20 protein-coding genes and 1 riboswitch are annotated in these 21,462 nt (G+C 71.9%); of the genes, 6 read left to right on the top strand and 14 right to left on the bottom strand.

Annotated features, from left to right (window positions below):
- Window positions 1-15 precede the first annotated feature (15 nt).
- Together OHS71_RS33690 and OHS71_RS33685 are read left to right on the top strand one after the other, a co-directional pair.
- Entirely contained in the window at window positions 16-636 is a 621-nt protein-coding gene (locus OHS71_RS33690; protein ID WP_328484728.1) for a uridine kinase family protein, read from the top strand.
- A 438-nt stretch (window positions 637-1,074) separates the two neighbouring features.
- Window positions 1,075-2,937: an AAA family ATPase gene (locus tag OHS71_RS33685; RefSeq protein ID WP_328483093.1), complete on the top strand. Its 1,863-nt coding sequence runs from the start codon at window positions 1,075-1,077 to the stop codon at window positions 2,935-2,937.
- Window positions 2,938-2,955: 18 nt separating this feature from the next.
- Here the strand turns inward: OHS71_RS33685 and OHS71_RS33680 are convergent, their stop codons facing one another.
- From OHS71_RS33680 to OHS71_RS33640, 9 genes are all read right to left on the bottom strand, one after another.
- Window positions 2,956-4,086, bottom strand: a complete 1,131-nt coding sequence (locus tag OHS71_RS33680) for a hemolysin family protein (RefSeq protein WP_328483092.1) — start codon at window positions 4,084-4,086, stop codon at window positions 2,956-2,958.
- The gene (locus tag OHS71_RS33675; RefSeq protein ID WP_328483091.1) at window positions 4,083-5,408 is read right to left on the bottom strand and encodes a hemolysin family protein; all 1,326 of its coding nucleotides are present in this window, start codon (window positions 5,406-5,408) and stop codon (window positions 4,083-4,085) included. The genes OHS71_RS33680 and OHS71_RS33675 overlap by 4 nt, the downstream gene beginning before the upstream one ends.
- Before the next feature lie 206 nt (window positions 5,409-5,614).
- Window positions 5,615-6,082, bottom strand: coding sequence for a PH domain-containing protein (locus OHS71_RS33670; protein ID WP_328483090.1), 468 nt, complete (start codon window positions 6,080-6,082; stop codon window positions 5,615-5,617).
- Window positions 6,083-6,095: 13 nt separating this feature from the next.
- Window positions 6,096-6,944: an ATP phosphoribosyltransferase gene (hisG, locus tag OHS71_RS33665; RefSeq protein WP_328483089.1), complete on the bottom strand. Its 849-nt coding sequence runs from the start codon at window positions 6,942-6,944 to the stop codon at window positions 6,096-6,098.
- Window positions 6,945-7,019: 75 nt separating this feature from the next.
- Entirely contained in the window at window positions 7,020-7,292 is a 273-nt protein-coding gene (locus tag OHS71_RS33660; RefSeq protein ID WP_328483088.1) for a phosphoribosyl-ATP diphosphatase, read from the bottom strand.
- Between the two features lie 33 nt (window positions 7,293-7,325).
- Window positions 7,326-7,811 carry a 6,7-dimethyl-8-ribityllumazine synthase gene (gene ribH, locus OHS71_RS33655; protein ID WP_328483087.1) on the bottom strand — a complete coding sequence of 162 codons (486 nt, stop codon included), beginning with the start codon at window positions 7,809-7,811 and terminating at the stop codon, window positions 7,326-7,328.
- Between the two features lie 58 nt (window positions 7,812-7,869).
- The gene (locus OHS71_RS33650) at window positions 7,870-9,159 is read right to left on the bottom strand and encodes a bifunctional 3,4-dihydroxy-2-butanone-4-phosphate synthase/GTP cyclohydrolase II (RefSeq protein ID WP_328483086.1); all 1,290 of its coding nucleotides are present in this window, start codon (window positions 9,157-9,159) and stop codon (window positions 7,870-7,872) included.
- Window positions 9,156-9,797 (bottom strand): nicotinamide mononucleotide transporter family protein, encoded by a 642-nt coding sequence (locus OHS71_RS33645; protein ID WP_328483085.1) that lies wholly within the window; start codon window positions 9,795-9,797, stop codon window positions 9,156-9,158. The genes OHS71_RS33650 and OHS71_RS33645 overlap by 4 nt, the downstream gene beginning before the upstream one ends.
- Window positions 9,794-10,399 carry a riboflavin synthase gene (locus tag OHS71_RS33640; RefSeq protein ID WP_328483084.1) on the bottom strand — a complete coding sequence of 202 codons (606 nt, stop codon included), beginning with the start codon at window positions 10,397-10,399 and terminating at the stop codon, window positions 9,794-9,796. The genes OHS71_RS33645 and OHS71_RS33640 overlap by 4 nt, the downstream gene beginning before the upstream one ends.
- 146 nt (window positions 10,400-10,545) lie before the next feature.
- Window positions 10,546-10,676: riboswitch (FMN riboswitch) on the bottom strand.
- A gap of 370 nt (window positions 10,677-11,046) precedes the next feature.
- On the opposite strand from OHS71_RS33640, the gene OHS71_RS33635 reads away from it, so the two are divergent.
- Window positions 11,047-11,790, top strand: coding sequence for an SDR family oxidoreductase (locus OHS71_RS33635; RefSeq protein ID WP_328483083.1), 744 nt, complete (start codon window positions 11,047-11,049; stop codon window positions 11,788-11,790).
- Window positions 11,791-12,130: 340 nt separating this feature from the next.
- On the opposite strand, the gene OHS71_RS33630 is transcribed toward OHS71_RS33635, so the two are convergent.
- On the bottom strand, window positions 12,131-13,462 hold the full coding sequence (locus OHS71_RS33630; protein ID WP_328483082.1) for an ROK family transcriptional regulator: 1,332 nt from the start codon (window positions 13,460-13,462) through the stop codon (window positions 12,131-12,133).
- A 136-nt stretch (window positions 13,463-13,598) separates the two neighbouring features.
- Here OHS71_RS33630 and OHS71_RS33625 point away from each other — a divergent pair, with 136 nt between their 5' ends.
- A complete protein-coding gene (locus OHS71_RS33625) occupies window positions 13,599-14,819 on the top strand; it encodes an MFS transporter (protein ID WP_328483081.1) in 1,221 nt (406 codons plus the stop codon).
- Here the strand turns inward: OHS71_RS33625 and OHS71_RS33620 are convergent.
- Window positions 14,779-15,237, bottom strand: a complete 459-nt coding sequence (locus tag OHS71_RS33620; RefSeq protein WP_328484727.1) for an acyl-CoA thioesterase — start codon at window positions 15,235-15,237, stop codon at window positions 14,779-14,781. The two genes, OHS71_RS33625 and OHS71_RS33620, sit on opposite strands and share 41 nt — an antisense overlap.
- 143 nt (window positions 15,238-15,380) lie before the next feature.
- On the opposite strand from OHS71_RS33620, the gene OHS71_RS33615 reads away from it, so the two are divergent.
- Complete coding sequence (locus OHS71_RS33615; protein ID WP_328484726.1) at window positions 15,381-16,760, top strand: uracil-xanthine permease family protein; 1,380 nt, start codon at window positions 15,381-15,383, stop codon at window positions 16,758-16,760.
- Here OHS71_RS33615 and OHS71_RS33610 read toward each other — a convergent pair.
- Window positions 16,739-17,857, bottom strand: a complete 1,119-nt coding sequence (locus tag OHS71_RS33610) for a glycoside hydrolase family 6 protein (RefSeq protein ID WP_328484725.1) — start codon at window positions 17,855-17,857, stop codon at window positions 16,739-16,741. The genes OHS71_RS33615 and OHS71_RS33610 overlap by 22 nt on opposite strands.
- A gap of 142 nt (window positions 17,858-17,999) precedes the next feature.
- On the opposite strand from OHS71_RS33610, the gene OHS71_RS33605 reads away from it, so the two are divergent.
- Window positions 18,000-18,740, top strand: a complete 741-nt coding sequence (locus OHS71_RS33605) for a DUF5995 family protein (protein ID WP_328483080.1) — start codon at window positions 18,000-18,002, stop codon at window positions 18,738-18,740.
- A 34-nt stretch (window positions 18,741-18,774) separates the two neighbouring features.
- On the opposite strand, the gene OHS71_RS33600 is transcribed toward OHS71_RS33605, so the two are convergent.
- Both OHS71_RS33600 and OHS71_RS33595 read right to left on the bottom strand, forming a co-directional pair.
- Window positions 18,775-20,472, bottom strand: a complete 1,698-nt coding sequence (locus tag OHS71_RS33600; protein ID WP_328483079.1) for a flavin monoamine oxidase family protein — start codon at window positions 20,470-20,472, stop codon at window positions 18,775-18,777.
- Window positions 20,473-20,543: 71 nt separating this feature from the next.
- Window positions 20,544-21,332 (bottom strand): carbon-nitrogen hydrolase family protein, encoded by a 789-nt coding sequence (locus tag OHS71_RS33595; protein WP_328483078.1) that lies wholly within the window; start codon window positions 21,330-21,332, stop codon window positions 20,544-20,546.
- Window positions 21,333-21,462: the final 130 nt, after the last annotated feature.

The raw sequence follows: 21,462 nt of genomic DNA, 5'->3' as shown, positions 1-21,462 counted from the left end.
ACCCCAGGACCCGCCATCGACCAGCTCGCCTCCCGGCTGCGCCGGCTGTCCCCGTCCTGTGGGCCGGTCCGGCTGATCGGTGTCGACGGACACGCCGGCTCGGGCAAGTCGACGCTGGCCGGGAAGCTGGCGGAGGCACTCGGGGGCGCCCCGGTGCTGCGTCTCGACGACATCGCCAGTCACGACGAGCTGTTCGCCTGGACCGGGCGGCTGCTGACCCAGGTGATCGAGCCGTTCGGCCGCGGAGAGAGCGCGTCCTACACCCCCTATGACTGGCGCACGCGTCGCTTCGGCACGGCGCGGCCGCTGCCCGCGGCCCCCGTCGTGCTGGTCGAGGGAGTCGGTGCGGGCCGGCGCGCGCTGCGGCCGTTCCTGGCGTGTCTCCTGTGGATGGAGATGCCGTCCGAGCAGGCCTGGGCCCGTGGACGCTCGCGGGACGGGGAGGAGCAGCGGGAGTTCTGGGACAGCTGGGTCGCGGCGGAGACCCGGCACTTCGCCGAGGACCCTTCGCGCCCCCATGCTGCCCTGCTGGTACGGCAGTTGGGGCAGGGATACGAGGTGCTGCCGGGGCCGGCGGGAGGCCTTGGACCGGACCTGAATGTCACCCGCAGTGACGGACCGCCACGGATGTGGTGAACGCGTGAAAGCCCTTGCGTCCGAACTCGGCCGAGTGCTTCAACGGTGCTTGACCGACGGCCCGTACAGGACTTACGTTCTGAATGTGCGGCCGTCACGGCCGCCCTCGGACGCGAAGCCCCCGGTTGTTCCCCCGTGATCGGGGGCTTCGTTCTGTCCTCGTCCGGTCCGACCCGCCTTTTCCGGACGCGTCGAGGCACGATCCGCTCACCCAGGGTCACCACACGGTGTGCGCCCCGTCTGCTCCCACCTCGCCGAACGGCCTGTGCGGCACCCTACGGCGAGCGACGCCCACGCAGGTACGATGCCCTCGGTGCGACCTGAACGGCTGCCGCGCGCACCTGCAACTCCGGTCCGCGGCGCAGCGGTTCGACGAAGGCAGCCGACGGGTGACGGCCCGGCGGCACACCGACGGGGGCACGGTTTGTGGGGGACGTGATGGACTTCGGCACGCAGGGCCCCGACGCCCCGGCCGACCTGGCCTGGCTCCGGGGCGTGGACGCCTACACGATGGGCGCCTATCCACAGGCCGAGGAGGAGTTCCGCACCGCGGTGCGGATCGATCCCGGGATGGCCGACGGCTGGCTCGGGCTGCACGCGCTGCGCGTCGACACGACGACGGCGCTGCTCAGGATGTTCCGGCACCGCGAGCGCTTCGGCGAGCAGCGGACCCGCCACCGCCGCACCCTCAACTCCTGGTACTGGCTGGGCTGGTGGGTGCAACCGGTGCTGGAGAGTCCGCGCGACCTGCTCCTCGCGCACGCCTCGCACTGGCTGGACGGCCGCCATGTGCCCGAGCTTGACCGGGCGCTCGCCGGGCTGCCCCCCGTCGACACCGACCACCAGGTCCGCTTCCTGCACGCCTGCCGCGCCTATCTGGTCAAGGACTGGGAGCAGCTGGTGCGGCACACCGACCCGCTGCTCGACGACCCGCTGCTGGGCATCGAGGCCGGCCTGTTCGGCGGGATGGCCCGGGTACGTCTGGAGATGTACGGACAGGCCGAGCCCCTGCTGTCGGCGGCCCTGATGCGCTGCCGCAGCGAGCAGCCGCAGCGCAAGGAGCTGCGGTACTGGCTGGCCCGGGCCCACGAGGGGACCGGCCGTTCGGCGGCGGCTCTCCCGCTGTACCGGGCGGTGCATCGCGTCGACGCCGCCTTCATGGACACCTCGGCCCGGCTCGCCGCGATCGCCGAGGGCGACGGCTACGACGATCCCGCCGACTTCGCGGCGATCACCCTCACCGGGGTCGGGCAGGACACCGTGGACGGGCCGGACGGCTTCGACCCGCTGTTCGGCACCGAGGGCCGGGATCTGCGGCTCACCGAGCCCTCCGACCTTCCCCCCGTCGTCCCGCTGCCGTCGGTGACCGACCCGGCGGTGCGGGAGAAGACCGTCGTCTCCTCGTCGCTGCCGGCCGGGCCCACCGACCCCGCGTTACTCGACGAGGCTCTCGCCGAACTGGAGCGCATGGTCGGCCTGGAACCGGTGAAACGCCAGGTCAAGGCTCTTTCCGCTCAGCTCAACATGGCGCGGCTGCGGACCGGCCAGGGGCTTCCGGTCCAGCCGCCGAAGCGGCACTTCGTCTTCTCCGGCCCCTCCGGCACCGGCAAGACCACGGTGGCCCGCATCCTCGGCCGCGTCTTCTACGCCCTCGGTCTGCTGGGCGGCGACCATCTCGTGGAGGCCCAGCGGGCCGACCTGGTCGGCGAGTACCTCGGACAGACGGCCGTGAAGGCCAACGAGCTGATCGACTCCGCCCTCGGCGGCGTGCTCTTCGTCGACGAGGCGTACTCGCTGTCGAACTCCGGCTACGGCAAGGGCGACGCGTACGGCGACGAGGCGCTTCAGGTGCTGCTGAAGCGGGCCGAGGACAACCGGGACCACCTGGTGGTGATCCTGGCCGGCTATCCGGAGGGCATGGACCGACTGCTGGCCGCGAACCCCGGGCTGTCCTCCCGCTTCACGACCCGCGTCGACTTCCCCTCCTACCGCCCCCTCGAACTCACCTCCATCGGCGAGGTGCTGGCCGCGGAGAACGGCGACATCTGGGACGAGGAGGCCCTGGACGAGCTGCGCTCCATCGCCGGGCACGTCGTGGACCAGGGGTGGATCGACGAACTGGGCAACGGCCGGTTCCTGCGGACCCTGTACGAGAAGAGCTGCGCCTACCGCGATCTGCGGCTGTCGGCCTACCCGGGCGCGCTGACCCGGGACGACCTGTCGACGCTGCGGCTGCCGGACCTGATGCAGGCGTACGGGGAGGTGCTGTCGGGGAGGGGACCGCAGGATCCGGCGGTGTGACGGATCCCGCGGCTCCTCTCAGCTCGCCAGCGCCTGCTCCGGCGACGGGGGCCCGCCCTGCTCGAGCGGAGCCGGGACGCCCGGGGAACTCCCCCTCAGCTCCGTCAGCCGGATCCCGGAGACCTCCCGGTGCGCGGGGTCGGTGACCTCGCCCACCAGCAGCTCCAGGACGTCCTCCAGCGCGACCAGGCCGAGGACCCTGCCGGACGCGTCGGCCACCTGCGCCAGATGGGTCGCCGCCCGGCGCATCACCGTCAGGGCGTCGTCCAGCGGCAGTTCCGAACGCAGGGTCGTCATGGGCCGCCACACCTGCTGCGGCACGGCCCGCTCCGAGTCCTCCAGGTCGAGGACGTCCTTCACGTGCAGATAGCCCATGAAGGCGCCGACGCCGCTCTCCGCGGCGACCGGGAAGCGGGAGTAACCGGTGCGCGCGGTCAGCTCGACGATCTGGCCGGCGGTGACCGACGGACTGACCGTGACCAGGGACTCGCGCTTCAGCAGCACGTCCGTCACCGGGCGGGAACCCAGCTCCAGCGCGTCCTCCAGCCGCTCCTGCTCCTCGGGGGCCAGCAGACCGGCCTGGCCAGAGTCCTCCAGCAGACGGTTCAGCTGCTCGCTGGTGACGACGGCCTCGACCTCGTCCCTGGGCTCGACGTGGAAGAGCCGCAGGATGCCCCGGGCGCAGGCGCCGAGGCCCACGGTGATCGGCCGGCAGACCCGGGCGAAAGCGACCAGGCCGGGGCTGAGCCACAGCGCGGCCTTCTCGGGGGCCGCCATGGCGAGGTTCTTCGGGACCATCTCACCGATGACCAGGTGGAAGAAGACCACGGCGGCGAGAGCCACCACGTAGCCCAGTGGGTGGATCATGCCGTGCGGGAGGTGGACCGCCTCGAAGACCGGCTCCAGCAGGTGGGCGACGGTCGGTTCGGCGACGGCGCCCAGGGTGAGGGAGCAGACGGTGATGCCGAACTGGGCCGCCGCCATCATCTGGGGCAGGCTCTCCAGGCCGTAGAGGACCTGGCGGGCCCGCGCGGTGCCCAGGGGCTCGATCTGGCTGCGGCGGACCGAGACGAGCGCGAACTCGGCACCGACGAAGAAGCCGTTGGCGAGCACGAGCAGCGCGGCGAAGACGAGTTGCAGGGCGCTCATCGGGAGACCTCCACGACCTGGCCGGTCCGTACCAGGCGGACCCGCTCGGCCCGGTAGTGGCCGACCCGGCGCACGGCGACCCGCCAGCCGGGCAGTTCGGCCCGGTCCCCCACGGCCGGGATGCGGCCGAGCAGGTCGGCGACCAGCCCGGCAACCGTCTCGTACGGCCCCTCGGGGACCTCCAGGCCTATGCGCTGGAGGGTGTCGACCCGGCAGCTGCCGTCGACGTCCCATGCGGGCCGGCCCTCCTCGGGCGGCGCCGCGGCGAGTTCGGGTGTGTCCTGGCCGTCGTGCTCGTCACGCACCTCGCCGACGATCTCCTCGACGATGTCCTCCAGCGTGACCACCCCGGCCGTGCCGCCGTACTCGTCGACGACGACGGCGATGGGCTGCTCGCTGCGCAGCCGGGCGAGCAGGGGCTGGACGGGCAGGGTCTCGGGGACCAGCAGCGCGGGACGCGCGATACGGCCGAGCGGGGTGCGCAGCCGGTCGTGGACGGGGATCGCCAGGGCGTCCTTGAGATGGACCATGCCGACGATCTCGTCGATCTTCTCGCGGTAGACCGGGAACCGGGACAGACCGGTGGCACGGGTCAGGTTGACCACGTCCTCGGCGGTGGCCGACGACTGGAGGGCGCTCACCTTCACGCGCGGGGTCATGACGTGCTGAGCGGTCAGCTCGGCCAGGGACAGGGTGCGGACGAAGAGGTCGGCCGTGTCCTGTTCGAGGGCGCCGGCCTGGGCCGAGTGCCGGGCCAGGGAGACGAGCTCGCCGGGGGTGCGCGCGGAGGCCAGTTCGGCGGTGGGCTCGACGCCCAGGGCCCGCACCAGCCGGTTGGCGACGGTGTTGAGGGCCGCGATCACCGGCCGGAAGAGGCGGGAGAAGCCGGCCTGCGGGCCCGCGACGAAGCGCGCGACCTGGAGGGGCTTGGACACGGCCCAGTTCTTGGGCACCAGCTCGCCGATCACCATCTGCACGGCGGAGGCCAGCAGCATGCCGACGACCACGGCGACCCCGGAGACGGTGCCCTCGGGGAGGCCGATCGCGGTGAACGGGCCGTGCAGCAGCTCCGCGAGCGCCGGTTCGGCGAGCATGCCGACGACGAGCGAGGTGATGGTGATGCCGAGCTGGGTGCCGGACAGCTGGAAGGACAGTTCCTTCAGCGACTCGACGACCGTACGGGCTCGTCTGTCGCCCTCGGCGGCGGCCTTCTCGGCGTCCGGACGCTCGACCGTGACAAGGCCGAACTCGGCGGCGACGAAGAAGCCGTTGGCGAGGATGAGCAGGAACGCGGCTGCCAGGAGCAGCAGGGGAATGGTCATGGTGCCGCCGCCTGCGAAACAGGTCGGACAGGGGCGGCGCAGGTACTACAGGACGAACCGTCCATCGCCGGAGGGAGTCACTCCTCGGGTAGCAGGAACCCCTGTGCACCCGGCAGGGAGCCACAGGGGTGGAGGCGCAAAGGGAACGCCTCCGTCACCAGGTTAATCAAGACAGGGGCCCGAGCGGCAGGGTGGACGGCCCCGAGTCAGCCCTGATCTTGTTCTGTGGGCGCCCCGGGGTCACGGACGGACCGGGTCTCGGCGAGCGTGCGCAGGGCGCGCGCGTCGGCAATGGCCTGCTGCTTGTCGATGCCGGGCTGGATGCCGAGGGCGGGCAGGCTGGTGCCGTCGCTGAGGTTGAGGAACACCCACGGATCGCCCGGACGGAGGTTCACCTGGACGATCTCGGCCCACTCCAGGTGCCGTCGGCCGGCGATGTTCACGACGGTGACGCCGGAGTCGTCGGCGACGACCCGTACCCGGGCGAGCTGCGCCAGCACCCAGAAGATGAGGGCTCCGGTGAGGATGAAACTGAGCCGCTCCCCCGGGCCGAGCTGCTCCAGCAGCATCGCCACGGCGGAGATGACGAGAAGGATCACCACTCCGGCCGAAAGCAGCACCACGCGGGTGCGCTTCGGCCGGAAGGTGACGGGGAGGGTCGGCAGGTTGGACATGTTCCCGGCTAGGTCAGAGGCGGCAGGCGTGGATGGCCGTGGTCAGGATGGCGCGCGCGCCGATGTCGTAGAGGTCGTCCATGATCCGCTGCGCCTCCTTGGCCGGGACCATGGCGCGGACGGCGACCCAGCCCTCGTTGTGCAGCGGGGAGACGGTCGGCGACTCCAGGCCCGGGGTCAGCGCGACGGCCTTCTCGAGCTGCTCGACGCGGCAGTCGTAGTCCATCATCACGTACGTCCGGGCGACCAGGACGCCCTGGAGGCGGCGCAGGAACTGCTGCACCTTGGGCTCCTCGGCGTCGGCGCCGGTGCGCCGGATCACGATGGCCTCGGACTTCATGATGGGCTCGCCGAAGACCTCGAGGCCCGCGTTGCGCAGCGAGGTGCCGGTCTCGACGACGTCGGCGATGACCTCGGCGACACCCAGTTCGATGGCGGTCTCGACGGCGCCGTCGAGGTGGACGACGGAGGCGTCGACGCCCTGTTCGGCCAGGTGCTTGGCGACGATGCCCTCGTAGGAGGTGGCGACCGTCCGGCCTTCGAGGTCCTGGATGCCGTCGGCCGTGCCCGGCTTGGTGGCGAACCGGAAGGTGGAGCGGGCGAAGCCGAGCGGGAGGATCTCCTCGGCGTTGGCGCCGGAGTCGATCAGCAGGTCGCGGCCGGTGATGCCGATGTCGAGGCGGCCGGACGAGACGTAGATCGCGATGTCGCGGGGGCGGAGGTAGAAGAACTCGACGTCGTTGACCGGGTCGACGATCCGCAGTTCCTTGGACTCGCGGCGCTGCTGGTAGCCGGCCTCATGCAGCATCTCCCCCGCGGGGCCTGACAGGGAACCCTTGTTGGGGACGGCGATGCGCAGCATGAGGTCGGCTTCCTTCGCGTGGAACGTGGAAAGGGGTGGCGAGAGGGTGGGTACGGGTGTGTACGGGAACTGGTTCTACAGGTGGGCGTACACGTCGTCGAGCGAGATTCCGCGGGCGACCATCATCACCTGGACGTGGTAGAGCAGCTGCGAGATCTCCTCGGCGGCTGCTTCCTTGCCTTCGTACTCGGCCGCCATCCAGACCTCGGCGGCCTCTTCGACGACCTTCTTGCCGATGGCATGGACGCCCTTCCCGACCAGTTCTGCGGTGCGGGAGGTGGCGGGATCGGCGCTGGCGGCCTTCTGCTGGAGCTCGGTGAAGAGCTCCTCGAACGTCTTCTTGGACATGGTGAACCCACCCTAGCCGTTGTGCGGGCCGTCCTACCGCCAGGGTTCAGATACTGAGCGGAGGGTGGCCGCGGTCGCCACCGCCGCCGTCACCGCCTCGTGCCCCTTGTCCTCGTGGGAGCCCTCCAGGCCGGCCCGGTCCAGTGCCTGCTCCTCGGTGTCGCAGGTGAGGACGCCCATGCCGACGGGAACGCCGGTCTCGACGGAGACCTGGGTGAGCCCCTGGGCCACGCCCTGGCACACATACTCGAAGTGCGGGGTGCCGCCGCGGATGACGACGCCGAGGGCGACGATCGCGTCGTAGCCCCGCCCGGCCAGCACCTTGGCGACGACCGGGAGCTCCCAGCTGCCGGGCACCCTCAGCAGGGTCGGCTCGTCGATGCCGAGGTCGTGCAGGGCGCGCAGCGCGCCGTCGACCAGTCCGTCCATCACCTTCTCGTGCCACTGTGCCGCGATGACGGCGACCCGCAGGTCACCCACATTGCGTACGGACAGTTCCGGTGCGCCCTTGCCGCTCACATCTCTCCTCAGGTGCTGGTCCTGCTGGTCCTGCTGGTTCTGCTGGTCTGACGGGTTCCTACTGGCTGCCGCAGGGGGACACGGGGGCCGTGTCCAGCCAGGGCAGATCGTGGCCCATCCGGTCCCGCTTGGTGCGCAGGTAGCGGATGTTGTGCTCGCCCGCCTGGACGGGCATCGGCTCGCGCCGGGTGACCTCGATGCCGTGCCGCACGAGTGCGTCGGTCTTCTCGGGGTTGTTGGTCATCAGGCGCACGCTGCGCACGCCGAGGTCCTCGAGGATCTGCGCGCCGGCCGCGTAGTCACGGGCGTCGGCGGGCAGACCCAGCTCCAGGTTGGCGTCGAGGGTGTCGTGCCCCTGCTCCTGGAGCTCGTAGGCGCGCAGCTTGGACAGCAGTCCGATGCCGCGGCCCTCGTGTCCGCGCAGGTAGACGACGACACCGCGGCCCTCGCTCTGGATGCGCTCGAGGGAGGCGTCGAGCTGGGGGCCGCAGTCGCAGCGCAGGGAGGCGAAGACGTCGCCGGTGAGGCATTCGGAGTGCACCCGGACGAGGACGTCCTCGCCGTCGCCGACCTCGCCGTGCACGAGGGCGACGTGCTCGACCCCGTCGACGGTGGAGCGGTAGCCGTACGCGGTGAACGTGCCGTGGACGGTGGGAAGCCGGGTCTGCGCCTCGCGGTGGACGGCGGGCTCGGCGCTGCGGCGGTAGGCGATCAGGTCTTCGATGGAGATGATCGTCAGGCCGTGCTTGCGGGCGAACGGGATCAGTTCGGGCAGGCGGAGCATCCGGCCGTCCTCGCCGGCGATCTCGACGATCGCGCCGGCGGGGCGCAGTCCCGCGAGACGGGCGAGGTCGACGGCCGCCTCGGTGTGGCCGTTACGGGTCAGCACCCCGCCGGACCTGGCGCGCAGCGGAAAGATGTGCCCCGGGCGGACGAAGTCCGTGGCCTCGGTGACGCCGCTCGCCAGCAGCCGCAGCGTGGTGGCGCGGTCGGCGGCGGAGATGCCGGTGGTCACGCCGTGGGCGGCGGAGGCGTCGACGGAGACCGTGAACGCGGTCTTCATGGACTCGGTGTTGTCCTCGACCATCTGCGGGAGTTCGAGGCGCTCGAGTTCGTCGCTCTCCATGGGGGCGCAGATCAGGCCGCGGCACTCGCTCATCATGAAGGCGACGATCTCGGGGGTGGCCATCTCCGCGGCGATGACGAGGTCGCCCTCGTTCTCACGGTCCTCGTCGTCCACGACCACGACGGGGCGGCCGGCGGCGATGTCGGCGATGGCCTGCTCGACGGGGTCCAGCGCGAAGTCCTCGATGCCGTCCGTGCTGTAGAGGATCGGTGCGGTACTCATGCCGGCGCTCCTTCCAGAGCGGGTTGCGAGGCCTTGCGGGAGCGCAGCCACCAGTCGCGCATGCCCCACAGGACGAGCGCGCCGTAGATGACGTAGACGAAGCCGGAGAAGGCGTAGCCGTTGGCGAAGTTCAGCGGGACGCCGACCACGTCGACGAGGAGCCAGGCGAACCAGAACTCGACCATGCCGCGCGCCTGGGCGTACATGGCGACGACGGTGCCGACGAAGATGTAGGCGTCCGGCCAGGGGTCCCAGGACAGGGACGGGTAGGCCTTGAACAGCAGGGCCACGGCGACGGTGCCGAGGGCTGCGGCGCCGACCATGGCCGCGCGCTCGGTCCAGGTCGCGAAGCGGGGGGTGATCTGGCCGTCGGCGGACCGGCCCCGGCTCCGGTTCCACTGCCACCAGCCGTACAGGGCGACGACCATGACGACGACCTGCTTGCCGGCGCTGCCGGTCAGATGGCCGAAGAAGGCGCCGAAGAGGACGAGCCCGGAGAGGAACTGCACCGGCCAGGTCCACAGGGAGCGGCGCCAGCCGAGGGCGAGGGTGATCAGGCCCAGGATGTTGCCGATCATGTCCGACCAGAGGATGTGCTGGTCGAGGAGGGTGAACGCCTCGGAATTCAGCGAGTTCACTGCGCCGCCCCCTGCGTGGAGGCGAGCAGGCGCTCGACGTACTTGGCGACGATGTCCACCTCGAGGTTGACCGGGGCGCCGGGCTGCTTGAGGCCGAGCGTGGTCAGGGCGAGGGTGGTGGGGATGAGGCTGACGGTGAAGTGGTCGGAGCCCGCTTCCACGACCGTCAGGCTGATGCCGTCGACGGTGATGGAGCCCTTCTCCACGACGTACCGAGCGAGGTCGGCGGGGAGGGAGATCTTGATGATCTCCCAGTTCTCGGAGGGCCTGCGCTCCAACACCCCGCCGGTGCCGTCGACATGGCCCTGCACGATGTGCCCGCCGAGGCGCGCGCCGACGGCGGTGGGGCGTTCGAGGTTGACGCGGGAGCCGACGCCGAGGGCGCCGAGGCTGGAGCGGTTCAGGGTTTCCGCCATGACGTCGGCGGTGAACTCGTCGCCCTCGTGCTCGACGACGGTGAGACAGACCCCGTTCACGGCGATGGAGTCGCCGTGCTTCGCGCCGTCGGTCACGACGGGGCCGCGCAGCCGGAAGCGGGAGGCGTCGCCGAGATTCTCGACGGCGGTGACCTCACCCAGCTCTTCGACGATTCCGGTGAACACTTCCCGGGTCCTCCTGCCTCTTCGGGCACGGACTCCGGGGCCTGTCGATGACGACAGCAGGTACGGGCAACGACACCGGGGGCGACGCCGGACAGACCCGTCCGCGGACGAGTATGTATACGGCGGCGCGCACGAATGCCCGCCCGCCGCGCACTGCCTCCCATCCGGACTTTAACCGTCGGTCCAGGAATTCCACCTGGTCAACCGGTCGCTGGAAGCGACCGGGTCGCGGACTGTAACCGCCGGTTCGGACTTTCACCGACCCCGGAGTGCGCTGCTTTGGTTTACAGGGCCAGTGTGCCACGCCGGGTACGCGTCCATACAGGTGAAGGATGTGGGGTGGCTCACAGGTCGTCAATTCGGCTTGCGCCCGGTCCGATTCGGGAGCGGGCGACTCCCCCCGGAATTGGTCCATACCTATTGACGTGCTGGTCTAGTCCTTTCTAGGGTCGCCGCAGTGCGACCCGGCGGCGGTGACGACGGCCCTTCCCCGCCGCCGGGTCTCCCGCTCCGCCGCCCGCCGCGCGTTCCGGCGGCCGGCCCCTCCGCGAGCTGCGGGACGTGCGAGACGCCCCCGGCCCGGACAAGCTGGACCGACGGAGGGCGTTCCGGCGGGGAACGCCCTGTCCCCGGAAGGGCTGGACGGCATGACCACGATCCTCGTGACCGGTGGTACGGGAACGCTCGGCCGGCTCGTCACCGAGCGGCTGCGGACGGACGGGCACGAGGTGCGGGTGCTGAGCCGGCACACCCCGCCCTACGCCGTCGACCTGCGTGAGGGCGGCCCGCGGCTGGACGCGGCCGTCGCGGGAGTGGACACGGTCGTGCACTGTGCGAGCACACCGCGCGGAGGTGACGAGCAGGCGGCCGCGAACCTCCTCGCCGCGGCGCGCGAGGCCGGGGTGCGACATCTGGTCTACATCTCCATCGTCGGCGTCGACCGGGTGCCGTTCGGCTACTACCGGGCCAAGCTCGCCGTGGAGAAGCTGGTGGAGGAGTCGGGTCTGGGCTGGACGGTGCTGCGGGCGACCCAGTTCCACGACCTGCTGGTGCAGGTCCTCCAGACGCTGGCCAAAGTGCCGGTCATGGTGCTGCCCGCCGGGGTGAGCGATCAGCCGGTGGAGGTCGCCGAGGTCGCGGACCGGCTCGCCGAGCTGGCGGCGGGCCCGCCGGCCGGCCGGGTCGACGACCTCGCCGGGCCCGAGGTCCGCACCTTCGAGTCGCTGGCCCGCGCTTTCCTGAAGGCGAGCGGCAGGCGGTGCGCGGTGCTGAACGTACCGCTGTGGGGTGCGGCCTACCGGGGTTTTCGCGCGGGCGGGCATCTGGCGCCGGAGCGGGCGGTGGCCAGGGGAACGTTCGAGGAGTACCTCGCGACACGCATCCGCCGCTAGGGCGTGTCTGACCATTCGCGTCGGGTCGGCGCGCGGCGTCCGGTGCGGTGCATCGCAAGGCGGAGGATCACCCGCGTACCGGATGTACTCGGGTGATCCGACAACGCGGCGTGGAGGCACCCCCGGCCGAAGGCTGGGGGAGTGCCGTGCCGGACACCGCGCGCCCGGCACAACCCCTAGGGCGTGTCTGACCATTCGCGTCGGGTCGGCGCGCGGCGTCCGGTGCGGTGCATCGCAAGGCGGAGGATCGCCCGCGTACCGGATGCACTCGGGTGATGCGACAACGCGGCGAGGTGCCGTGCCGGACGCCGCGCGCCCGGCGGGAATTGTCAGACACGCCCTAGGCCGGCCGCGCCCGCGAAGTCCCGCCCCGGCCCGGCACCGCGGGGGCCACGGGCCACGTCGCGGACCCGGCCCGGGCCGCCCTCGCGTCGTTCGCCGTGCCGAACAGCTCCTCCTGGGCGGTGTCGCGGGCCGTGAGCAGGGCCCCGCGCAGCACCGCGCCGCCGCCCAGGACAGCGGGGCGCACCTCCGTGGGCAGGGGTGCCATCCGCCGGAGCCGCCCTGCCACCCGGCTCGCGAGCACCTCCCCGCCGGCCTGTCCGACCTCGCCGCCGAGCACCACACAGCCCGGATCCAGCACGGCGACGACGGAGGCGGCGCCGAGGGCGAGACGGTCGGCGAGGGCATCGAGGAAACCGCCGGCGGCACCGGCGGCACCGGTGTCCGGCGCGTCCATGGCGGCCACCGCCGCTCGTACCAGCGCCGCGGCCACCGGCTCGTCGGGGCGCGCCCGCGCCGTAAGCCCGTACTCCCCCGCCAGCGCGGCGATCGCCGCCGAGCCGGCCAGCGAGTGGAAGCCGCCCTCGCAGTCCGTGGCCGAGGGCAGGCCGTCGGTGCCGGGCACCGGCAGGAAGCCGATCTCGCCGGTGCCGCCGGAGGCGCCGCGGCGCAGGGCGCCGTCCAGGACGACGGCCGCGCCGGTGCCGTGGCCCAGCCACAGCAGGACGAAGGTGTCCCGGTCCCGGGCGGCGCCCTCGCGCTGTTCGGCCAGGGCGGCGAGGTTGGTCTCGTTCTCCACGTGCGCGTGGGCGTGCGGGAAGCGTTCTTGCAGCGCGGCCACCAGCCGGCGATGCCACTCGGGCAGGCCGCTGGAGTCGCGCAGTTCACCGCTCGCGGGGTCGATGAGGCCGGGAGCGCCGATGCCGAGGGTGTGCAGCCTCCCCCACGGCCGGTCGTCCTCGCGCGGGGGCGCGCCCGCGGCCTCGGCCTCCTTCGCCGCGCGCTCGACGAGGGAGACCGCCTGCTCCACGGCCGTCCCGGTGCCCGTGTCGTCGCCGATCGGCACGGACGCCTCGGCGAGCACCCGGCCGACCAGGTCGGAGACGAGCACGGTGACGCCCTCCGTGCGTACGTCCAGCGCGGCCAGGTGGGCGCGGTCGGCGACGATGCCGTAGAGCCTGGCGTTCGGGCCGCGGCGCTGCTCACCCGCCTCCCCGACGACCTCGATCAGACCGGAGGCCGCGAGGCGTTCGACGAGGTCGGCGACGGTGGGGCGGGACAGGCCGGTGAGCTGCTTCAACCGGCCTGCGGTCAGGGGGCCTTCGTGTTGCAGCAGCCGCAGGGCGAGCCGGTCGTTGATGGCCCGGGCGGTGCTCGGGGATGCGGGCATGGCGGGAATCCTCCCACGGCCGAGGGGGACCCGACCGGGGACTGCCGATCGTCGGCCCACTATTTATCAGGCAGGGTTCCTGATAGTTTACGACGGCATCGCGACAGCGCGGCGCGGATCCGGGAGGGACGGAAGAATGAGCGCAGTGGGCGAAGTGAGCCACGCACCCTCGGAGGTCCGGCGCGCCCGGTACGCCGTGGCGGCCGTGTTCGCCGTGCACGGCGCCGTCACCGGTTCGTTCGCCACCCGGGTGCCGTGGATCCAGGACCACGCCGGCGTCTCCACCGGACAGCTCGGGTTCGCGCTCGCCTTCACCGCGTTCGGCGCGGCCTGCGCGATGCCGCTGGCCGGCTCGATCACGCATCGTTTCGGCAGCCGTGCGGCGCTGCGCGGACTGCTCGTGATGTGGACGCTGTCGCTGACCCTGCCCGCCCTCGCGCCGAACCTGCTCACGCTGTGCCTGGCGATGTTCACGTACGGCGCGTCCGCCGGCATGGCCGACGTGGCGATGAACGCACTGGGCGTCGAGGTGGAGCGGCTGCTCGACCGGTCGATCATGTCGGGGCTGCACGGCATGTGGAGCGCGGGCGCCCTGATCGGCTCGGCGGGCGGGACGCTCGCCGCGCATCTGGGTGCGGACGCGCGCGTGCACCATGTGCTGGCGGCGGCCGTGCTCACCCTCCTCGGCCTGCTGGCCTGCCGCTGGGTGCTGGATCTGCGGCCGGCGGAGGACGAGGAGCCGCCCCCGCGGTTCACGCTGCCGCCCCGCTCGGCGCTGCTGATCGGCGCGGTCGGATTCTGCGCGGTGTTCGCGGAGGGCGCGAGCCTGGACTGGTCGGCCGTCTATCTGCGCGACGAGCTCGCCTCGTCGGCCGGGGCGGCGGCGGCCTGTACGACAGGCTTCATGTTCACGATGGCGGTGGCCCGGATCGTGGGCGACGCGGTGGTGAACCGGTTCGGCGCGGTACGCACCGTCCGGGCGGGCGGGGTCCTCGCCGCACTCGGCGGGCTGCTGATCGTCCTCGCGGGCCACCCGGCGGTGGCGATGGCCGGGTTCGGACTGATGGGACTGGGCATCGCGGTCGTCGTGCCCCTGTGCTTCGCGGCGGCCGGGCACAGCGGGCCCAACCCCAGCCAGGCCATCGCGGGCGTCGCGACGATCACCTACACCTCCGGGCTGGTTGCGCCGAGCCTGATCGGCGGGGTGGCACAGGTGACCAGCCTGATGGTGTCGTTCGGTGTGGTGACCGTGCTGGCGTGCGGACTCGTGCTGTTCGCGGGTGTGCTGCGCAGCGGTGAGCGCACCGGCGCGCAATTCAGTCCGCAGGCCGCAGCAGCACCCGGCCCGCGGCCCTGAAGGCGTCGCTCCACGGCGTGGGGCGCAGCGTGGCCGCGTCGAGCCGCACCAGGACACGGGTCCCGCGCGCGTACGTCGTGCCGCCGTCCGCCGAACAGAAGCGGAAGCCGTACGTCAGCCCGGTGGTGCCGAGCCGCTCCAGCCAGAGGTGGACGGCGTAGGTGCCGGTACGGGTGACCGGCGCCTCATAGCCGATCAGCAGTTCTTTGACGACGTTGCAGGCGTCCCCGGCACTCGCCCAGTCACCCTCGAAGCGGACCCCGTTGTCCTGCCAGAACTCGCTCCAGGCGCGCTCGACGAGCAGGGGGTAGCGGGCGTTGTGCAGCATGCCGAGCGCGTCCAGGTCGTCGAAGTGGACGGTGACGGGGACCGTCCGGCCGTACGACGCGGCGGGGGCGATCGAGGCTTCGGCGGTCACTGCTTCGGCGGTCACGGCGGGGGCTCCTGTGCATGTATGAGGAAACTACCCTCATCGTAAGGGGTCGCTAAGCGGTCGCTCACCCTCCGGTCCCACGTGAGAATGGTCCGGACAACCACACCCGAAGAAAGTGAATGCGCACCATGGATCTCGGCGTCCGCTGGAAACTGCACGGCGACGGACGCACGCCGGCGCCCGGCGCGGTCGTCCGCCCCGACGAGCGGCTCTCCTGGCCCCGCACGGCCGGGCTCGGCGCCCAGCATGTGGTGGCGATGTTCGGGGCCTCCTTCGTCGCGCCCGTACTCATGGGCCTCGACCCCAACCTGGCCATCATGATGTCCGGGGTCGCGACCGTGATCTTCCTGCTCGCTACCCGTGGCCGGGTGCCCAGCTACCTCGGGTGCTCGCTGTCCTTCGTGGGCGTGGCCGCTGTCGTCCGGGCGCAGGGCGGGACCAGCGCCACGGTCACCGGCGCGGTGTTCGTCGTCGGAGCCGCGCTGTTCGTCGTGGGACTGGCCGTCCAGCGGTTCGGTGCACGGACCATCCACGCCGCGATGCCGCCGATCGTGACGGGCGCGGTCGTGATGCTCATCGGCTTCAACCTCGCCCCGGTCACCGCCACCACCTACTGGCCGCAGGACCAGTGGACGGCCCTGCTGGTCATGGCGTTCACCGGGATGGCGGTCGTCTGTCTGCGCGGGTTCTGGTCCCGGATCGCGATCTTCCTCGGCCTGGTCTTCGGGTACGGCGTCTCGTGGGCGTTCGACCGGATCTTCGGCCGTGTCCACTCCGCCGACGCGAGCGGCAAGGTCACCGACCACTGGCGTCTCGACCTGTCCGCGGTCGGTCACGCCGACTGGCTCGGGCTGCCGGCCTTCCACGGCCCGTCCTTCGAGTGGTCGGCGATCCTCGTGGCACTTCCCGTCGTCATCGCGCTGGTCGCGGAGAACGCGGGACACGTCAAGGCGGTCGGCGAGATGACCGGCGCCGACCTGGACGACCGGCTCGGCACGGCGATTTCCGCAGACGGCGTCGGCTCGATGCTGTCCACGGCGGTGGGCGGTCCGCCCAACACCACGTACTCCGAGAACATCGGCGTGATGGCCGCGACCCGCGTCTACTCGACGGCCGCCTACTGGGCCGCCGCCGGGTTCGCTCTCCTCTTCGGCCTGTGCCCGAAGTTCGGCGCGGTGGTCGCGGCGATCCCCGGCGGCGTCCTCGGCGGCATCACCGTCATCCTGTACGGCATGATCGGCCTGCTCGGCGCGCAGATCTGGATCAACGCCGGTGTCGACCTGCGCAACCCGCTGAACCTGGTGCCGGCCGCGGCGGGCATCATCATCGGCGTCGGCAACGTCACGCTGGAGTTCACCGACACCTTCTCGCTGAGCGGCATCGCACTCGGCACGGTCGTCGTCATCGTCGGCTACCACGCGCTCCACGCCTTCGCGCCCGCCCACCTCAGGGCGGGGCGGCCCCTGCTGGACGAGGGCACCAGCAGCTACGACGAGGCCAGTTCGTAGGCGTACGACGGGCTGAACTCACCGGCCGCCCCCTTGCAGCCGTCCGACTCCCCCGGCAGCTTCACCCACAGAAAGGCGTCGATCCGGTCCTCCCCGGTGCGGAACGTGGGGGCCCGCCCGATGCTCCGGCCGTCCGGGTCGCACCATTCGTCTCCGGCGGGCGCGCCGTTGCCGTTGCGGCTGGTGTCGATGACGGCGCCCAGGCCGGGCGGGCCGCCGAGGGCGTCCAGGACCCGGCGGTCGTAGGCGATCTCGTCGGCGGTGCGGTGGAAGTTGGAGACGTTGCTGAAGATGCCGTCGGAGGACGCGGCCGACGCGGCGCCGGCCTGGCGCAGCAGCGCCGCCTGCTGGGCCGGGGTGTTCCAGGCCGAGTGCCCGGCGTCGAAGTACACGCGTGCCTTCGGGTTCGCGGCCTTGAGCACGCGTCCCGCACGTCCCAGCGCGGCCAGCCGGTCGGCCCGACCGGCTCCGTCGAGACAGTCGGTCTGGGCTATGGAGTCCGGTTCGAGCACGACCACCACCTCGCCGGAGCCGAGCCCCGCGGCGAACCCGTCGATCCAGCCCGCGTAGGCGTCGAGGTCGGGGGCCCCGCCCTCGGAGGCGCCGCCGCAGTCGCGGTCCGGGATCGCGTACGCCACCACGACGGGCACCCGGCCCTGGGCGGCAGCGCCCGAGGTGACCGCGCGGACCCGCGAGGTGACGGTGCCGGGGTCGTACTCGGTGAACCAGACGGCGGCCGGACGGCTCGCGATCCGGTCCTCGATGACGGCGGTGCGCGGGTCCGCCGGGTTGGCACGGACCCAGTCGAGGACCTGGGACCCGGAGTAGCGGTACAGACTCGTGGACCCGGCCGCCGGCCGTGGTTTCCGTGCGGCGCGGCCGGGCGAGGGCGTGGGCCGCGCGGTCGTGGCGGAGGCCGAGGGGGATCCGGACGGCGACGGCGGGATCCCGGACGACGGGGACAGGAGCGTCGCGCTCAGCCGCGGGCGGGCACCCTCGGAGCCGTCTGGGCGGTCGTCGTCCCTCCCGTCGGCGAGTGCGGCCAGTGTCCCGGCCACGGCGCCCAGGGCCACCACCGCCGAGGCGGCGGCGACCATGACACCGCGCCGGCCGGACCATCGCTCACGCAATCCTGGCACCGTGCTGTTCCCCCTCCCGCGCGACGGGCTCGTCCCCCGTTCCGGGGAAGCACCGGGCCCGCCGGCACGCGGGCCAGCCTAGGACTGCCACCCTGCCCCCATGCCGCAATTGGAACAGTTCACCCTTCCCGTCGAGGCGGGCATCGAACCAGGCGTAGATCCTCGCCGCCCGAGTGTCGACGACGTGCTCGCCCGGATGCGCGCGCTCGACGCGGTCCTGCCTCCCGGGGACGGGATCGCGGTCTTCAACCGGGTCTACCTCGCGGTCACCCAGGAGGTCGACCGGCGCATCGACGCCGGCCGGTTCCCGGATCCGGGAGCCGCCACCACCCTGGACGTACGGTTCGCGGAGCGCTACCTGGACGCCGTGGACCCGGCGCCGGCCGCCCGTCGCCCGCCGGCCTGCTGGCGACCGCTGCTCCAGTTCCGCCGCCATCCCGGCGTACGCCCGTTGCAGTTCGCGCTCGCGGGCATCAACGCGCACATCGGGCACGACCTAGCGCTCGCCGTGGTGGACGCCTGTCGTAGCCTCGGCTGCGAACCGGCCGAGCTGGAGGACGAGTTCGAGCGCGTGGGCGAGCTGCTCGGCTCGCTGGAGGAACGCGTGCGCGAAGAGCTGATGCCGGGCCCCGACCTGTTGCAGATCGCCGACCCGCTCACCCACCTGCTCGGCTCCTGGAGCCTGGAGCGCGCCCGGGACGCCACCTGGACGGCGGCCCGGGCCCTGTGGGCGCTGCGCCGGCTGCCCGACGTCGCCGACGAGTTCACCGAACGCCTCGACACGGCCGTCGGCTTCGCGGGCCGCATGATGCTCACACCGCTGCCGGGGCTCGTGGTGTGAGACCCCGTGCCCCGGGACCGGGTGCTGCGCGGCCTCAGTCCTCCGGGAGCTCCACCGGCGCGATCTCGTCGTACACGTCGCCCGGACCCGGGTTCGTCCCGTCGGTCGCGCCGCCGAAGTGGTGCATGACGCCCCAGACCGCGTTCAGCGCGGTCTGGACGGCCCCCTCGGCCCAGCCCGCGGTCCAGGAGATGTCGTCGCCGGCGAGGAAGACTCCCCGCTTGTCCTCGGGCAGCCGGTCCTGCATGAAGTGGGTGAACAGGCGGCGCTGGTAGCGGTAGTGGCCGGGCAGGTTGGCCTTGAACGCGCCCATGAAGTAAGGCTCGTTCTCCCAGGAGACCGTCACCGGGTTGCCGATGACGTGCTTCCTGATGTCGACGTTCGGATAGATCTCGCCGAGCGACTTCAGCATGACCTCCATCCGCTCGTTCGCGGACAGCGGCAGCCACTTCAGGCTGTCGTCGCACCAGGTGTACGACAGGCAGATGACGGCCGGCTTGTCCGGGCCCTCGTCGAGGAGGTAGGTCCCGCGCGTCATGCGGTCGGTGAGCGTCATCGACATGACGTCCCGGCCCGTCCGCTCGTCCTTGTCCAGCCAGAACGGCCGGTCGACCGGCACGAAGAGCTTGGAGCTCTCCATGTAGTGGGTGCGCTCGATCGCCGTCCAGTGGTCGATCGGGAAGAGCGAGTCGTCACAGGCGATCTTCGACAGCAGCATCCAGGACTGGGCGGTGAAGATCGCCGCCCGGTAGGTGCGGATGTCGCCGTTCGCGTCCGTCACGGTGATCCGGTTCCCCGCGGTGCGGTGCAGCCGGGTCACGGCCGGGCGGGGCTCGCCGCCCTCGTGCAGGCTCGCCAGCGAGGTGCCGTACGACCAGTGGACGATCTTCTCCGGCTCGCGCTCCCACAGGCGCACCGGCAGCTGCTGGGAGCCGCCGACGATGCCGCGGTGGTGGTCGTCGGCCTCCGTGTAGACGACGCGGAGGATCTCCAGGATGGAGTTGGGGAAGTCGGTGTCCCAGCCGCCGGTGCCGAAGCCGACCTGGCCGAAGATCTCGCGGTGCCGGAAGGACTTGAAGGCCTCGGAGTCGCAGAGGAAGCCGTAGAAGGTCTGGTTGTCGAGCTTCTCGACGAGCTTCGCCCAGATCTCGCGGATGCGCGGGACGTCGCGCTCGCGCATGGCCTGGTTCATGTCGGAGAAGTCGGCGCCCTCTTCGAGGCACTTGTTCCAGGCGGCGGCGACATCACGGTAGACCTGCGGGAGGTCCTCGACCGTCTCCGCGTAGTGCGACTCGCCCTTGAGGTCGACGACCGTCGAAGGGGTCGTCGCCGCCAGGGGGTTGGGGAAGGGCCGGGTCTCCAGCCCCACCAGGTCGATGTAGTGCTGGAGCGCCGTGGAGGACGGCGGGAAACGCATCGCGCCCATCTCGGCGGTGAGGGAGGGGTCGCAGCCGTCGAAGCCGACGGTGCGCAGCCGTCCGCCGATCCGGTCGGCCTCGTAGACGACCGGCTTGAGACCCATCTTCATCAGCTCGTACGCGGCCACGATGCCGGAGAGCCCGCCGCCGATGACGGCGACCTCGGTGCCGTGCTCGGTCGCGGGTATCTGGCCGAGGCCCGCCGGGTGGGCGAGGAAGTCGTCGTACGCGTAGGGGAAGTCCGGGCCGAACATGGTGATCGGCGGCTGCTGCTCGTCTGCGTGCTCGACGGCGTTGGGCACGGTGGACGTCATGGGGTACGGACTCCTTGCGCGTGGTGACTCGGGGGGAGGCTCAGGGGGTTGCGGCGCGGGTGCGGCCGGATTCAGACCAGGGACCCGTAGAGGCCGGGGCGGCGGTCCTTCAGATACGGGTTCGTCTCACGGGAGGCGGCGAGGGCGACCGGGTCCGCGTCGGCGAAGACCAGTTCCTCACCGCGTCCGGCGCGGGTGCGGGCGACGCCGTCGGGACCGGCCAGCGTGGAGAGCCCCACGAACTCGAACTCGCCCTCCTGGCCCACCCGGTTCACGTACGCCACGTACAGCTGGTTCTCGAAGGCGCGGACCGGTATCACCGACTCGGCGACGAACTGGAAGGGGTGCATCTGCGCGGTCGGCACCAGGAGGAGGTCGGTGCCGGCGAGGGCGTGGGCGCGGACGTTCTCCGGGAACTCGACGTCGTAGCAGATCATGAGGCCGACGGTGAGACCGTTCAGCTCCGCCTGGACGACCTGCTGCTCTCCCGGCCGGAAGTGGTCGCGCTCGAAGCAGCCGAAGAGGTGGGTCTTGCGGTAGTTCGCGAGCCGGGCGCCGTCGGCGGAGATCAGCTGGGCGGAGTTGTAGACCGTCCCGCCGTCGCACTCCGGGTAGCCGTAGGCGATCGCGAGCCCGTGCCGGCCGGCGATCCGGGCGACGGCGTCCGCGGAGCCGCCGTCGGCCGGCTCGGCGAGGCGGGCGATGTCGTCGCCGATCGCGTATCCGGTGAGGAACATCTCCGGCACGGCGAGCAGCCCGGCGCCCGCGGCGGCGGCACGGTCCGCGGCCTCGTCGAGGACCTTGAGGTTCTCGGCGACCGAGCCGGGGCGGCCGGAGCTCTGGAGCAGGGCGGTGCGCATGCGTGATCCTCACCGGTACGAGGGGGTTCGGGGGGCGGACCTGGGGGCCAAGTAGACGGTACGGTCGGCCGCGCGGGCCGGGCAAGACGGAGCCGTTGCGCGCCGGGGAGCGGATCGTTGCGTGCCCGGC

The organism is Streptomyces sp. NBC_00377 (genome assembly GCF_036075115.1).
Classification (GTDB): Bacteria; Actinomycetota; Actinomycetes; order Streptomycetales; family Streptomycetaceae; genus Streptomyces.
The sequence above is the reverse complement of the archived record's forward strand: the minus strand, read 5'-3'. Positions and strand labels throughout refer to the sequence as shown.

What these genes read in the sequence shown, in the direction of transcription:
- OHS71_RS33595 (WP_328483078.1), bottom strand. Translation starts at nt 21,332, where the DNA reads ATGCGCACCGCCCTGCTCCAGAGCTCCGGCCGCCCCGGCTCGGTCGCC.
- OHS71_RS33615 (WP_328484726.1), top strand. Translation starts at nt 15,381, where the DNA reads ATGGATCTCGGCGTCCGCTGGAAACTGCACGGCGACGGACGCACGCCG.
- OHS71_RS33635 (WP_328483083.1), top strand. Translation starts at nt 11,047, where the DNA reads ATGACCACGATCCTCGTGACCGGTGGTACGGGAACGCTCGGCCGGCTC.
- OHS71_RS33670 (WP_328483090.1), bottom strand. Translation starts at nt 6,082, where the DNA reads ATGTCCAACCTGCCGACCCTCCCCGTCACCTTCCGGCCGAAGCGCACC.
- OHS71_RS33625 (WP_328483081.1), top strand. Translation starts at nt 13,599, where the DNA reads ATGAGCGCAGTGGGCGAAGTGAGCCACGCACCCTCGGAGGTCCGGCGC.
- OHS71_RS33600 (WP_328483079.1), bottom strand. Translation starts at nt 20,472, where the DNA reads ATGACGTCCACCGTGCCCAACGCCGTCGAGCACGCAGACGAGCAGCAG.
- OHS71_RS33650 (WP_328483086.1), bottom strand. Translation starts at nt 9,159, where the DNA reads ATGAGTACCGCACCGATCCTCTACAGCACGGACGGCATCGAGGACTTC.
- OHS71_RS33610 (WP_328484725.1), bottom strand. Translation starts at nt 17,857, where the DNA reads ATGGTCGCCGCCGCCTCGGCGGTGGTGGCCCTGGGCGCCGTGGCCGGG.
- hisG (WP_328483089.1), bottom strand. Translation starts at nt 6,944, where the DNA reads ATGCTGCGCATCGCCGTCCCCAACAAGGGTTCCCTGTCAGGCCCCGCG.
- OHS71_RS33680 (WP_328483092.1), bottom strand. Translation starts at nt 4,086, where the DNA reads ATGAGCGCCCTGCAACTCGTCTTCGCCGCGCTGCTCGTGCTCGCCAAC.
- OHS71_RS33685 (WP_328483093.1), top strand. Translation starts at nt 1,075, where the DNA reads ATGGACTTCGGCACGCAGGGCCCCGACGCCCCGGCCGACCTGGCCTGG.
- OHS71_RS33660 (WP_328483088.1), bottom strand. Translation starts at nt 7,292, where the DNA reads ATGTCCAAGAAGACGTTCGAGGAGCTCTTCACCGAGCTCCAGCAGAAG.
- OHS71_RS33630 (WP_328483082.1), bottom strand. Translation starts at nt 13,462, where the DNA reads ATGCCCGCATCCCCGAGCACCGCCCGGGCCATCAACGACCGGCTCGCC.
- OHS71_RS33675 (WP_328483091.1), bottom strand. Translation starts at nt 5,408, where the DNA reads ATGACCATTCCCCTGCTGCTCCTGGCAGCCGCGTTCCTGCTCATCCTC.
- OHS71_RS33605 (WP_328483080.1), top strand. Translation starts at nt 18,000, where the DNA reads ATGCCGCAATTGGAACAGTTCACCCTTCCCGTCGAGGCGGGCATCGAA.